This is a genomic window from Streptomyces ochraceiscleroticus (genome assembly GCF_000720485.1).
Taxonomy (GTDB): Bacteria; Actinomycetota; Actinomycetes; order Streptomycetales; family Streptomycetaceae; genus Streptomyces; species Streptomyces ochraceiscleroticus.
On record NZ_JOAX01000003.1, the window covers coordinates 270,640 to 284,173 of the forward strand.

Sequence of the window (13,534 nt, forward strand, 5' to 3'; positions counted from 1 at the left end):
AAGTCATCCTGCGGTGGTGTCGGACAGGCCCCCGCCCGCCGTGCTGCGGGCGGGGCCTGCGGAGAAGGAGGAGCCGCGTTCGGCGGCGGCCCGGCGCGCCTGGTCGTAGTGCGACTGCCAGCGCGGTGAGCCCGGCTGCCAGAGGATGACCTGCCAGTGCAGCTCCTCCGGCTCGCGGTCGGCGGAGAGTCCCTGCAGCCGCTTGGGCTGGAACCAGTAGTCGGCCCAGACCACGATCTGCTGGCTCAGCGTGAGTGCCGAGGGCAGCGGGCGTCCCCAGATGAAGTAGATGGCGAACGGCGGTCCGAAGTACAGGATCGATGTCCACATCGACAGGCCGAGGAAGGGGAGGAAGGCCGACAGCGACAGCAGCGCGATCAGCCACACCAGGCCGAAGCCGAAGGCCGCACCGAGGGCGGGCAGCAGCAGACCGGGAAGCGGGATGTTGCCCCAGTTCCAGATCCGCTTGGGACGGTTCAGCAGATCGGTGTGGTCGTAGGCGACCATGGACTCGGGTGCTTCGGGCGCCATCAGCCGCTCCCCTCGAGGTCTGGCGGTCGGAATCGGGTGATCCTGCGGGCCCGGGAGGCCCAGCGGGTCAGCCCTTGCCGCCGATCTGCTCGCCGAGGCCGATCAGCACGGACGCGAGGCCGGTGGCGCCACCGATGATGAGCGCGGCCAGCGCGATCATGCCGAAGCCCTGGAACGCCTCGCGCATTCCGTCGCCGCGCTTCATCGACAGCAGCATGCGGATACCGAGGATCAGCAGGGCGATGACCGCGACCATCGTGCCCGCGTTGCGGAGGATGTCCTGGATGTTGCCGAACATCTCGTTCATGGTGGTGGCTGCCAGATACATGGCGTGTTCCTTTCAAGTACTGAGGGGGGAGCGGAGTGGCCGGCGGTCCGGGACGGCACGGCGCCGGCCTGTGGTGTGCGGGTCAGTCGTCCTTGCCGGAGCGCTTCTTGCCGCCGGCGGACTCCTTGTCCTTCTTGCTGGTGGGCTCGGTGGACGGCTCGGTCGCCGCGTCGTCGCCGGAGCCGGCGCTCGCCTCCGGCGCGGGGGTCGCCTCGCCCGCGTCGGCGGAGCCGCCTTCGGGGTCGAGGACGCCGCCCCTGATGTCCTTGATGAACCAGCCCTGCTCGGTGTTGACGACCGTCATCCGGTACGCACGCCGGACGGTGCCGCCGTCGGCGTCGGTCCAGTCGACCGTGACCCGCGCCTGTACCGCCTGGTCGGTCTTGTACGAGATCGTGTCGCCGTCGTCGGAGCCCTCGGGCGCCAGCGCCTGGACCTCGTTGACCTGCGGCTCGGAGAGCGCGCTCTGCAGGCCGGAGGTGGCGGAGGAGGTGGCGTCCGGAGTCGTGAAGCGGGTCATCGCCGTGGCGTCGGAGCGGCCCCACGCCTCGAAGTAGCCCGGCAGCACCTTCTTCTGGAGCTGCGCGGACAGGACGTCGTCCACGACCTGGTCGTCCTCGTCGACCGGCGGGACCGAGCCGCGGGCCGGCAGGGGCATCTCGCCGACGTTGCCGGCGATCCGCAGGCCCTCACCGTGGGCGAGGTCCTTCACGTACACCGGCACGGAGAGGGTGGTGAGCCTGCCGTCGCTCAGCCGGACCTGGATGCCCAGGTAGCGGCCGTGCTCCCCGTACTCGGGCAGCTTCTCGACCGTGCCGTCCCAGTTGGCGACGACGGCCTTCTGGGCACCGTCACCGCTCCAGCCGCAGTCGGCGTCCACCCCCGCCGAAGCGAAGCGGGCCAGCGCCTTGCGCCGGTTCTCCGAGGTCTGCGGTGAGTAGGTCAGGCACAGCAGGGCGTAGTGCTCGGCGAAGGTGGCGGCGGCCTGCGTCGGGAACTGCGTCAGCCGGTACTTCTCGGCCTCCGCGGCGTCCAGAGCGGCTGCCTGCGGTGCGCCGGACTTGCCGATGACCAGGCCCATGACGCCGCAGGAGCCGAGCGCGAGCGCGCAGGTGGCGATCATCAGCGTGGCACGCAGCGCCACGTGGGTACGCCGGCCCGAGGGGATGCGGCCGCCGGGCTTGGGGACGTCGAAGGACTTCCCGGTGCCGGCCGCTCCACCACCCGGGCTGCCCGCCACCGTGGTGGCGGCGCCCGGCTTGCCGCCCGACTTGCGCTGTTCCCGGGCCGCCTTCTTGCGCTCGTACTCCGCCTTGCGCTCGGCCCTGGCCCGCTCCCGCTTCTCCTTCTTCGCGTCCTTGCCGGAGCCGGCGGAGGCGCGCGGCGGGAGGGTGGGTACCGCTGCCTGGCTCGGCGGCACGGCGGCCTGCGGCGCCCTGCGCACCCAGGCCGCGGCGACCTGCGCCCGCGCGGCGTCCGAGGGCATCGAAGCCGGCTGCGGGGGCTGTCCCTGCGGCTGTCCGCCCTGCTGCGGGCTCTGCGGGTTCTGCTGGTAGCCCGGGTACTGACCGCCGTACTGCTGTTGCTGCGCGGGCTGTTGCTGAGGCGGCTGTTGCGCGCCGCTCTGTTCCGCAGGATGACCGAAGGGAGCGGGGTGCCCGGAAGGCTGGCCTCCGCCGACCGCGCCAGCAGGGCTGTTGTGGTCTGTCATCGAGTCGGTTTCTCCAACGCGTTCGGTCACCGGCCGCCGCATTGTTCGTGGCGGGCCCCCGTTCAGCCAGGTGCCCGAGCAGTGTGGCAAATACTTGTCGCAGCAATGCCGTTGTTTTCCTCGCCCGGCGGGCGGGAGGAAAAGGCGAGGAATTGCGGTGAGGAAAACCGGAGACGCGTCCGCCACCGCTGACACAGCCTTTCGCGACAATGCGGCGGGGTCTGTCCATCCGGCGCCCCCGATCCGACAGCCCTGGCGAAGGACGAGAGTTGAGCGAGCAGTACGCGCACCCGCAGCCGGACGATCCGCGTGCCCCGGGTTACGCGCAGCCCGCCCCCGCGCCGCAGACGCTGGCGGCGCAGCATGCCTGGGTCGCGGGCTACGAGCCCGGCAACCCGTGGCAGGCCCAGCTCTGCATGCAGACGCAGTACGGCACGGTGGCGTACCCCCTCACTCCGCACACGATGCCCGAACTCCTCGAGTCCCTGGTGCTGGTGGCGCAGGAGCAGCAGGGCATGCCGGCCGGTCTCGAGGATTCCGCCGGCGCCGCCGAGCACCGGGAGGCGCCGGAGGAGGACCCCGAGGACGCCACGATGCACAACGGCCGGGCCGCCCGCCTCACCGGCTGGGCACTGGTCCACGACCTGTGGGAGAGGGAGGACCCCACCGCCCGCATCGTCATGGGCGCGGTGGTCGTGGCCCTCCTCGTCCTCGGCGTCTTCCTCGCCTGACCTTCGGAGACCTCATGACCACAGCAGCAGAAGCCGCCCAGGGCGAGCCGGAGTTCCTCTTCCCCGACGTCTACGCGTTCGTGTCCGACTATCTGGCCCAGGTGTTGCGCCGGCGGCTCAACGGCTCCGTCGCGACATGGTGTCCGCGCTGGTGGGAGCACCCGGAGGCGGGTGCCCGGCTGTCGGCGCTCTGGCTGGCGTTCGAGCATCTGCGGCACGACACCGCGCTGGGCATGTCGACCTGGTGGCTCCATCACGCCGACCCCCATCTGCGCGTCCTGATGGATCCGGACGTGGGGCCGTTCGCCGCCTGCTCCCCCAAGGACGGCCACACCGCCTACCCGTTCGATCCGCTGCCGGTGGATCCGCGGCCGTCCTGATTTCGGCCCCCGGATTTCCTCTTCGGGGAAAGGAATTCCTCGACGGGGAAAGTGCCGCGGTGCTCCGGAAAGCGCGGCAGCCTCCTTGCTACAGCCCCGACCTATCGTGTTCCGGTCAACATTGCCCACCGCCGGACCGGCAGCAGAACACAAGGGGGACGCGGGGCCGTGGAGTCGGACGCGGAAAACAAGCGCAAGGGGCTGCTCGCCCTCGGACTGCTCGGCTTTCTCCTGGTCGTGGTGCTGGCGGTGTTCACACTCTTCGACGACGAGGACGGCTCGGAGGCGGGCGGTCGGGCCACCCCGTCGCCCACGGCCTCCGGAGGCGCCGCGGCGGACGGCACCGGCGGCACGAGCGCGAGTGGCGACGGCCCGGCCCCGATCATGTCCCGCGCCGACATCGCCGAGGCGCACGACGTCATGGCCCGGTACATGGCCGGCATCGCGACCTACAGCCACACCTCGGCAGCCGGTACCTGGGTACCGCCCCTGCTCGAACTGACCAACCGCGACACCGCGATGAAGCAGGAGACCGCCTTGCCCAGCGGCAAGGAGTGGGCCACGTGCAAGGCGTCGAAGTGCGTGTCCAAGGGCACCGCCGTGGTCAAGCGCGACGCCATGATCGCCGACGATCTGACACGCGGCAGCGGACAGTCGATCTCCAGCGTCGTGGAGGTGACCGCGCGGCGCACCTTCGACGGCGAGGCGAGCGAGGAGACCAACGCCTGGCTGGTGACCGTGCAGAAGAGCGGCGGCCAGTGGCGCGTCTCGGGATTCGACATCTTCGGCCTCGGCAACGTGGGCGCCTCCGACCAGACGGGAGAGTGAGCCGCTAATGGTGGCGCCAGCGGTTCTGGCCGCCGCCGCCAAGGCCGCGAAGGCAGCCAAGACAGCCAAGAAGATGGCTCAGCTTGCTGCCGGTGACGGGGGCGGGGGCAACGACAAGAAGAGCAGCAGCACCAAATGGCTGCTGATCCTGGGGGGCGGCGGCAGCGCGCTGTCCGTCGCGGGCATCGGCTTCCTGATCCTGGTGCTCATCAGTTCGCTGGTGGGCGGCATGGGCGGCGGCACGGCGGGCGCGGCCTGCGCCGACTACAACGACAACGCCAACTCCGGCAGTACGGGCCCCGCCGCGGCGACGAACCCGATCATGCCGGCGGGCAAGATGTACATGCCGAGCGAGACGGCGCGCAACGAGATACCGCCCAGGATGATCCTCGCCTCGATGCGTGCGGCCGCGCGTTACAAGGGGCTCGACTGGACGCTCATCGCCGGGCAGATGTACCAGGAGACCAAGTTCGGCCAGGACAAGTCCGCGGCGCCCGGCGGCAAGAACAGCGCCGGGTACATGGGCATCCTGCAGTTCGGCAAGCCGGCCTGGCACGACTACGGCGACGACGGCAACGGCGACGGCAAGAAGGACCTGTACAACATCGACGACGCCGCCTACGGCACGGCCAACTACCTGCACGCGAAGCACGCCGAGACGAACGCTGCCGAGGCGCTGCGCATCTACTCCGGCTCGTCGACGAGCAACACGATCTACATGCGGGTGGTCCTCACCCAGGCGGCGCGCTACCGCGGCACCCTGACCGGTGACCAGGACCTGATCAAGCGCTGGTACGCGCACCTGAAGGAGACCATCGAGAAGAACCCGGACTTCCCCACCCTGGGGCAGCAGTCCGACATTCCCGAGCCGGTCAACAACGGCGCGAACCCCGGCAAGGCGCTGAGCATCAGCGCGACGGCCGCCCGCTCCTGGTCCACCCCGCCGCTGGACGGTGACGACAGCGGCTCCACCGAGCAGGCGGCGTACGAGGACTCCCCCTCGGCCGCAACCGCCATCGTTCCGGCCGCCTACGCACAGCCGCTCGCCAAGCCGCAGCCGTCGGCCGGGGGCAAGGACTGGCAGTGGCCCCTGAAGAAGGGCACCTACCAGATCGGCACCAAGTACCACCAGCGCGGCAACATGTGGAGCCTCGGCTACCACACGGGGCTCGACCTCGTCGCGGACAGCGGTACGCCCATCTACGCGCCGGCCGACGGCAAGGTCACCAAGGCCGGCAGCGGCGGCTCGTACGGCAACGAGACGAACATCGAGCACGCGGGCGGAGTGGTCACCCTCTACGCGCACCAGACCCGGATCATGGTCAAGACCGGCCAGCAGGTGAAGCGCGGGCAGCAGATCGGCACCGTCGGCGCGACCGGCAATGTCACCGGCCCCCACCTGCACTGGGAGGTCCTGAAGCCGGGCGTGGACAACCCCTGGGTCGGCGGCCAGGACAACGGTCCCGGCATGATCGACCCGGAGCAGTGGATGGCGGGCAAGATCACCGCCAACCCGGACTACGGCACGGTGCCCGGCTCGGAGGACGGCCAGGAGGGCCGGGACGCGCAGTTCGCCAACTGCGCCAAGGACCACGACGGTCCGGCGGTCGCCCCCGACGGCGCGGGCGCGTCCGGCGTCCTGCCCGACTCGGACGACCCGGTGATCCGGGCCGTGCTCGGCTGGGCGCAGCGGGGCGTCGGCGTCCCGTACGTGCTGGGCGCGCCGCGTCTGCAGGGCGAGAACCCCACCAGCTTCGACTGCTCCAGCTTCGTGCAGTGGGCGTACTACCAGGCGAGCGGCGGCAAGATCGACATCACCGGCACGACCTTCTCCCAGGAGCCGTACCTCAAGAAGTACGAGATCTCCCTGAGCGAGGCGCAGCCCGGCGACCTGATCTTCTTCAACCCGAGCTCGCGCGGCTCCGAGCACGTCGGCATGGTCTGGGACCCCAAGGGCCACAAGATCATTCACGCGCCGCGGCCGGGCAAGTCCGTGGAGTTCAGCAAGTGGGACTACCAGGACAAGATCACGCACGTGTACCGCGTACCGATCCCCAAGGGCACCAACGCCGTCGAGGGCGACGGCCACGGGGACGCCTGAGCCGGCCACGGGAAAGCAGAGTGAAGACGGTGAAGTGGCAGACACGCAGCACGGCGGTCCTCGGCGCAGCCCTGGTCATGGGGCTGGTGGCCGGGTGCGGTGGGGCGGACGCGCCAACGACCGGTGACCGGGCCGGGAAGGACGGCTCGCCCGCCGCGCGCAAGGGCCCCGCATGGACCGGGAAGGCCATCCCCGGGCTGGCCCGGAAGGCGTCCTGGAGCCTGTCGTCCGAAGAGGCCGGCAGCTGCCCGGGCTACGCGGGGACGATGAGCAACGGCCGGGCGGAGGACGAGCGGTGCGTCGTGGGCGACGCCTCGGCCCTGGTCGTGGAGGAGCCGCACAAGGAGGGCGCCGCCGAGACCCGGTTCACCGTCCGGCTCCGCGGCCTGAAGACCGGCGCCGTCCGCAAGAAGCTGGCAGTGAAGGTCGCGGCGGACCCCGACGGCACCGTGGACTCCGCCGGCGCGACTGCCGCGGAACACGTCCAGGTCAGCGAGTGGAAGGACGGCTCCCCCGCGCTGCTGGTGCGCAGTCGTGAGCACACCGCTGCCGACGGTCTGGAGAAGGAGCGGCTGCGGAGCGTCTTCACGATGTACGCCCCCTCGGGAAAGAAGCTCGGCAGCTCCGTCTTCGACGCCGACGCCTATGAAGGGCTGCCGGTCCGCAACGGTTACGTGGTGGCGGACGGGGACGGCGACGGGGAGAAGTACCTGCCGATCGGCGGCGGGGAGACGATCCGCACGAAGCTCAAGGGCGGCACCGACCTCGGGGCGAGGATCGACGCCGGCTTCGGGATCAGCATCTCCTCCGACGTCTCCTACCAGCCGTCCGCCGAGTGGCTGGTGGCCACCGACGCGCTCACCGGCAAGAAGCTGTGGAGCACCGAGGACCTGGAGCCGCCGGCCGCCATCCGCAAGCGGCTGGACGAGGAGACCGGGACGAGCTCCTGGATCGCTCCGCTCCAGGAGGGCAAGGCCGTACTCGGCTGGTCGGTCTACGCCGAGGAGAGCAAGGGCAGCGTCCTCACGCTCATCGACGCGAAGACCGGCCGGCGGCTCATCGAAGGACCGGCGAGCGACTACAGCACCGGCGCCGCCGACGACGCCGCCGCCCTCTCGCCCGACGGCGAAACGGTCGTGACCCAGTACGGCGAAGGCGCCGTGGCCTGGGACACCGCGTCGGGCAAGGAGCTGTGGCGGCAGGACGGGGGCGAGCAGAACATCCGCCCGGTGGCCCTGCCGGGCAACGGTGTGCTCTACGCGGACCTGGACGAGAGCGGCCCCGCCGCGCTCGGCATGCGCGACAAGAAGGTCCTGCAAACGGGGATCGAGAAGCTGCCCGAGTTCTCCACCAACGGCTACGCCGTCATCAATGCCGGCCACGGCTTCTTCGTCTTCGCGACCCAGGACGTCCGGCCCACCGACTGACCCGACGTCCGACCCAACGACCCTGCCGTGCCGGCGCACGCAGAAAGGATCCCCCGCACGTGACCGTGGAACAGAAGAAGAAGCCTCGGGCCGAGGACGACTGGACGGTTGAGATCTTCATTCTCGTCGCGGTCGTGCTGCTGGCCGTGTGCGCCGCGTGGCTGGCGGCGATGGGTGGTGCGGCGGCCTCGGGCGGCCCTGCGCCGGCGGGGAATCCGCTGACGTTCGTCGTCGCCCTGGTCAAGGGCGATTACACCTGGCCGGGCGGTGCCGCCAGCGCCATCGCCGCCGGCGAGGCGGTGGTACTGGCCCTGGCCGGGCTCGCGGTGTACCGCGTGGTGCAGAAGCGGCGCACCAAGCCCAAGGTCGACGGCGCGGCCCGGCACCTGGCCCAGCGCGAGGAGCTGGGGAAGCTCACCATGCAGGGCGCCGCGGCCACGGCCGAGCGGCTGGGGGCCCAGGTCGGCGTGCCCGGTGTCTTCATCGGCCGGTCGGTGCGCGGCAAGCAGCCGCTGTTCGGCTCGTTCGAGGACATGCACGTCGACATCTGGGGACCGCGTACGGGCAAGACGACGCGGCGGGCCATTCCGGCGATCCTGGACGCGCCCGGCGCGGTGCTGGTGACCTCCAACAAGCGGGACATCGTGGACGCGACCCGCGGTCCGCGTGCGGCGCGCGGCCCTGTGTGGGTGTTCGACCCACAGCAGGTCGCGCAGGAGGCGCCGAGCTGGTGGTGGAACCCCCTCACCTACGTCACGGACATCGCCAAGGCCCGCAAGATGGCGGACCACTTCGCGTCCGGCTCGCGGGACGCCGAGGCGTCCACCGACGCGTTCTTCGACCCGGCCGGCCAGGACCTGCTGGCCAACCTGCTGCTGGCGGCGGCCACCGCCGGAATGCCGATCACGCAGATCTACACCTGGCTGTCCAACCCCAAGGACGACACCCCCGAGCGCATCCTGCGCGGCGCGGGCCACACCATGCCCGCCGACGGGGTGTACGGCGTGGTCAACGCGCCCGACAAGCAGCGCAGCGGTATCTACGGCGTCGCGCAGCAGATGGCGTCCTGCCTGATCAACCCGGAGGTCAACCGCTGGGTGACGCCGTCGCCCGGGGCGCCGCTGCCGGAGTTCGATCCGCACGAGTTCGTCCGGACCGGCGGGGCGCTGTACTCGCTCTCCCGCGAGGGCCGCGACAGCGCGGGCCCGCTGGTCACCGCGCTGACGGTGGCGGTCGTCGAAGCCGCCGAGGAGTACGCGACCACGCAGCGCGGCGGCCGGCTGCCCGTGCCGATGGTCGGCGTGCTCGACGAGGCGGCGAACGTCTGCCGCTGGCGGAACCTCCCCGACCTGTACTCGCACTACGGCTCGCGCGGCATCATCCTGATGACGATCCTGCAGTCCTGGGCCCAGGGCATCGAGGTCTGGGGCGAGCGCGGCATGGAGAAGCTGTGGTCGGCGGCGAACGTCCGGGTCTACGGCGGCGGCGTCTCCGACACCAAGTTCCTCGGTGATCTCTCGGAGCTGGCGGGTGAGTTCGACCTGACCGACTACCAGACGACGCGCGAGTCGGAGTTCGGCGGCTGGTCGGGCCACCGCACGGTCAACGAGTCCACGCGCCGGGAGCGCGTCCTGCACGTCTCCGACCTCGGGTCCATGCCGCCGGGCCGGGCCCTGGTCCTGGCCTCCGGCACCAAGCCCGTGCTGGTCGAGACGATCCCCTGGTGGGAGGGCCCGCACGCCAAGGAGGTCAAGAGCTCACTGGCGAAGTACGACCCGGGGGCCGCGCGCTGAGTGCGCCCGTAAGAATGGCCCCATGAGTGACGTGACGCTGCTGACGCTGCCCGAGGTGGAGGCGCTCGCGCGCCGGGCGCACGAGGGGCAGACCGACAAGGCGGGGCGCCCGTACGCCGGGCATCTGGCCGCGGTGGCGGCCGGGGTACGGGCGCGCGGCGGCAGCGACGAGCAGATCGCGGCGGCCTGGCTGCACGACTCGGTCGAGGATGACGCGCTGTCGTCGGAGTGGCTGGCGGGGGCCGCGCTCCCGCCGGCCACGAAGGCCATGGTCCTGGCCCTGACCAAGCGGGCCGGGGAGCCGCCGGAGGAGTACGCCGCGCGCATCCTGGCCACGCCCGGCGCGCTGCTGGTCAAGGAGGCCGACCTCGCGCACAACGCGGATCCGGACCGGCTGGCCGTCCTGGACGCGGCGACCCGGGAGCGGCTGACGGCGAAGTACGCACGGATGCGGGCGCTGCTGGGCCTGGCCGGCTGAACGGACCTGGTCCGGGCCCGGCCCGCCGGCCCGACCGGCCGGAACTCGTCCACCCGCCGGACACCCCCGCACAAACATGGCCCATGCAGCTAACCTGCCGCGCATGAGCCCATCGGACGACACCCAGGCGCGTGTGATCGCTGCCCTTTCGGGGGCGAGCGTCCGCCGCGTCACCACCGGCCAGACCATCCTCGACGGCATCGACTGGTCCGTACGCAGCGGGGAGCACTGGGCGCTGCTCGGCGCGAACGGCGCGGGCAAGACCACGATCCTCCGCCTCGTCGGCGCGCTGATGTTCCCCACCGCCGGCACCGTGGAGGTGCTCGGGCACCGGCTCGGCACGGTCGATGTACGGGAGCTGCGCGCCGCGATCGGCCTGGTCTCCAGCGCGCAGAAGGTACCGGTGGACCTGCCCGGGCACACCGTCGTCCTCACCGGCGCGACCGGCACCGTCCAGCCGCTGTGGAAGAAGTACGACGAGGCCACCCGGGAGCGCGCGCACGCGCTGCTGACCGAGCTGGACTGCAAGGAGCTGGCGGACCGGCCGTACGGGGTGTGCTCGGGCGGACAGCGGGCCCGGCTCCTGATCGCCCGCGCGCTGATGGCCGACCCCTCGCTGCTGCTGCTCGACGAGCCGTTCAACGCGCTCGACCTACCCTCCCGCGAGGACCTGATCGACACCATGCACGAACTGGCCCTGAACCGGCCGGAGCTGGCGACGGTCACCGTGACCCACCACCTGGAGGAGCTGTCGCCGGCCATCGGCCACGCGGTCCTGCTGCGCGACGGCCGCGTCCAGGCGAAGGGCCCGGTGGCGGACGTACTGACCGACGCGGGCATGACGGCCTGCTTCGGCCGCCCGATCGAGGTCACCCGCCACGAGGGCCGCTGGCTGGCCCGCTCGGGCCGCCGCTGACCACGACGCCGACCGCGGGCCCGCGCGGCGTCCGGCCACGCCGCCCGGGCCCGCGGTTCACTCCGCCGTGCCGCCGCGGGTGATCGCCTCGGCCACCTCGGCGGTGCGGGCGGCCTCCTCGGCCGCGAAGCGTTCCGCGTCCAGTTTCTCGGCCACTTCCTCGTCCTGGGCCATGAGCAGATCCAGGTTGGAGTCGCCGAGGTCGAAGACGCCCATGTCGAGGTACGCCTGCTGGAGACGCTTGCCCCACAGGCCGATGTCCTTCACGCACGGGACGATGCGGCTGAAGAGCAGCTTCCGGAAGAGGTGCAGGAATTCGGACTGCTCGGTGAACCGCTCCGCCTCGGCCTTCGGTATGCCCCAGTTCTCCAGTACTTCGAGGCCGCGCAGCCGGTCGCGCATGAGGTAGCAGCCCTCGATGACGAACTCCTCGCGTTCGCGGAGCTCGGCCTCGGTGAGCTGCTTGTAGTAGTCGCGCAGGGCCATCCGCCCGAAGGCGACGTGGCGGGCCTCGTCCTGCATGACGTAGGCGAGTATCTGCTTCGGCAGCGGCTTGTTCGTGGTGTCGCGGATCATGCCGAAGGCGGCCAGCGCCAGGCCCTCGATGAGGACCTGCATGCCGAGGTAGGGCATGTCCCAGCGGGAGTCCTTGAGGGTGTCGTTCAGCAGCGCCTGCAGGTTGTCGTTGATCGGGTAGAGCATCCCGATCTTCTCCTGGAGGAAGCGGCTGTAGATTTCGGCGTGCCGCGCCTCGTCCATGGTCTGGGTCGCGGAGTAGAACTTCGCGTCCAGGTCGGGGACGGACTCGACGATCCGCGCCGCGCAGACCATCGCGCCCTGCTCGCCGTGCAGGAACTGGCTGAACTGCCAGGAGGCGTAGTGCTGCCGCAGCTCCCCGCGCTCCTTCTCGGTCATCCGGTCCCAATATGTCGTGCCGTACAGGGACATGGCCTCATCGGGAGTGCCGAGCGGGTCGTGCGGGTCGACCTCCAGGTCCCATTCGATGCGCAGATCGGCGTCCCACTGCTTGTCCTTGCCCTTCTTGTACAGGGCGAGGAGGCGGTCGCGGCCGTCGTCGTACTCCCAGGTGAAGCGGGCGGCACCGGTGGCCGGCACCTGCCACAGCGAGTCGCCCGGGTCGGTTGTGTAGAGCTCGCGGGTGGACATGGGGAGCCTCCTCGGATCACCGAACACCGCTGCGGGTGCGGTAGTTGGCAGGCTCACACGCTCCTTACCGACGGGTCAAGAAGTCGTGTGCGGGGGATTGACGGCCTTACTGACGCGCAGTCTCATAAGACGTGACCGCCGGTAACCCCACGAGCGAGGTAGCCACAGCCATGACGACAGCTCCTGACATCAGCACGGCGGAAACCGAGGCCCTGCGCGACGCGCTCGGGCTGCTCAAGGACCGTGAGCAGGTTGCCGAGCGCCTGCTGGACTCCTCCGCCAAGCACTCCTTCGACCCGGACACCGAGCTGGACTGGGACGCGCCGATCGAGGACGGCAAGTGGTTCTGGCCCCCGGAGCTCGTCTCGCTCTACGACACGCCCCTGTGGAAGAAGATGTCGGAGGAGCAGCGGATGGACCTCGCCCGGCACGAGGCGGCGTCGCTCGCCTCGCTGGGCATCTGGTTCGAGATCATCCTCATGCAGCTCCTCGTCCGGCACATCTACGACAAGTCCGTCACCAGCGCCCATGTGCGGTACGCGCTGACGGAGATAGCGGACGAGTGCCGGCACTCCAAGATGTTCGCGCGGCTGATCCAGACGGGCGGCGCGCCCACGTACCCCGTCTCCCGCTTCAACCACAACCTCGCGCGGATCCTCAAGACCGTCTCCACCACGCCCGGTTCCTTCGCCTGCACGCTGCTGGGCGAGGAGATCCTGGACTGGATGCAGCGGCTGACCTTCCCGGACGAGCGGGTGCAGACCCTCGTACGCGGCGTCACCCGCATCCACGTCGTGGAGGAGGCCCGGCACGTCCGGTACGCCCGCGAGGAATTGCGCCGCCAGATGGTCCGCGCGCCCCGCTGGGAACAGGAGCTGACCCGCATCTCCTCCGGCGAGGCAGCGCGCGTCTTCTCCGTGGCCTTCGTCAACCCGGAGGTGTACACGAACGTCGGCCTGGACCGCCGGGAGGCCGTCGCGCAGGTGAAGGCCAGCGGCCACCGCCGCGAGGTCATGCAGAGCGGCGCCAAGCGGCTCACCGACTTCCTGGACGAGATCGGTGTGCTGCGCGGTGTGGGCCGCAAGCTCTGGAAGAGCTCCGGCCTGCTGGCGTGAGCCGAAGGGCGGCGGTGCCGGTCGCGGG

General features: G+C 70.8%; 13 protein-coding genes. 9 read left to right on the top strand and 4 right to left on the bottom strand.

Annotation, left to right across the window (positions count from 1 at the left end; genetic code table 11):
- Positions 1-3 precede the first annotated feature (3 nt).
- From IG84_RS0105425 to IG84_RS0105435, 3 genes are all read right to left on the bottom strand, one after another.
- Positions 4-531 carry a hypothetical protein gene (locus tag IG84_RS0105425; protein WP_051861414.1) on the bottom strand — a complete coding sequence of 176 codons (528 nt, stop codon included), beginning with the start codon at positions 529-531 and terminating at the stop codon, positions 4-6.
- 67 nt (positions 532-598) lie between these two features.
- Complete coding sequence (locus tag IG84_RS0105430) at positions 599-859, bottom strand: TrbC/VirB2 family protein (RefSeq protein WP_030258718.1); 261 nt, start codon at positions 857-859, stop codon at positions 599-601.
- A gap of 82 nt (positions 860-941) precedes the next feature.
- Positions 942-2,570: a conjugal transfer protein gene (locus IG84_RS0105435; protein ID WP_245659222.1), complete on the bottom strand. Its 1,629-nt coding sequence runs from the start codon at positions 2,568-2,570 to the stop codon at positions 942-944.
- A 269-nt stretch (positions 2,571-2,839) separates the two neighbouring features.
- Between IG84_RS0105435 and IG84_RS0105440 the strand changes: the two genes are divergently transcribed.
- From IG84_RS0105440 to IG84_RS0105475, 8 genes are all read left to right on the top strand, one after another.
- On the top strand, positions 2,840-3,301 hold the full coding sequence (locus IG84_RS0105440) for a hypothetical protein (protein WP_078648613.1): 462 nt from the start codon (positions 2,840-2,842) through the stop codon (positions 3,299-3,301).
- A gap of 14 nt (positions 3,302-3,315) precedes the next feature.
- Positions 3,316-3,681 (top strand): DUF4913 domain-containing protein, encoded by a 366-nt coding sequence (locus IG84_RS0105445; RefSeq protein WP_031051890.1) that lies wholly within the window; start codon positions 3,316-3,318, stop codon positions 3,679-3,681.
- Between the two features lie 168 nt (positions 3,682-3,849).
- On the top strand, positions 3,850-4,509 hold the full coding sequence (locus IG84_RS0105450) for a hypothetical protein (RefSeq protein ID WP_031051891.1): 660 nt from the start codon (positions 3,850-3,852) through the stop codon (positions 4,507-4,509).
- Between the two features lie 7 nt (positions 4,510-4,516).
- Positions 4,517-6,610 carry a peptidoglycan DD-metalloendopeptidase family protein gene (locus IG84_RS0105455; protein WP_031051892.1) on the top strand — a complete coding sequence of 698 codons (2,094 nt, stop codon included), beginning with the start codon at positions 4,517-4,519 and terminating at the stop codon, positions 6,608-6,610.
- Between the two features lie 29 nt (positions 6,611-6,639).
- Positions 6,640-8,037 carry an outer membrane protein assembly factor BamB family protein gene (locus IG84_RS0105460; protein WP_157848816.1) on the top strand — a complete coding sequence of 466 codons (1,398 nt, stop codon included), beginning with the start codon at positions 6,640-6,642 and terminating at the stop codon, positions 8,035-8,037.
- 59 nt (positions 8,038-8,096) lie between these two features.
- Entirely contained in the window at positions 8,097-9,830 is a 1,734-nt protein-coding gene (locus IG84_RS0105465) for a type IV secretory system conjugative DNA transfer family protein (protein WP_031051894.1), read from the top strand.
- A gap of 22 nt (positions 9,831-9,852) precedes the next feature.
- Positions 9,853-10,308: an HD domain-containing protein gene (locus tag IG84_RS0105470; RefSeq protein WP_031051895.1), complete on the top strand. Its 456-nt coding sequence runs from the start codon at positions 9,853-9,855 to the stop codon at positions 10,306-10,308.
- Between the two features lie 103 nt (positions 10,309-10,411).
- On the top strand, positions 10,412-11,224 hold the full coding sequence (locus tag IG84_RS0105475; RefSeq protein ID WP_031051897.1) for an ABC transporter ATP-binding protein: 813 nt from the start codon (positions 10,412-10,414) through the stop codon (positions 11,222-11,224).
- A 57-nt stretch (positions 11,225-11,281) separates the two neighbouring features.
- On the opposite strand, the gene IG84_RS0105480 is transcribed toward IG84_RS0105475, so the two are convergent.
- Positions 11,282-12,391, bottom strand: a complete 1,110-nt coding sequence (locus tag IG84_RS0105480) for a ferritin-like domain-containing protein (RefSeq protein WP_031051899.1) — start codon at positions 12,389-12,391, stop codon at positions 11,282-11,284.
- 170 nt (positions 12,392-12,561) lie between these two features.
- On the opposite strand from IG84_RS0105480, the gene IG84_RS0105485 reads away from it, so the two are divergent.
- On the top strand, positions 12,562-13,506 hold the full coding sequence (locus IG84_RS0105485) for an AurF N-oxygenase family protein (protein ID WP_031051901.1): 945 nt from the start codon (positions 12,562-12,564) through the stop codon (positions 13,504-13,506).
- Positions 13,507-13,534: the final 28 nt, after the last annotated feature.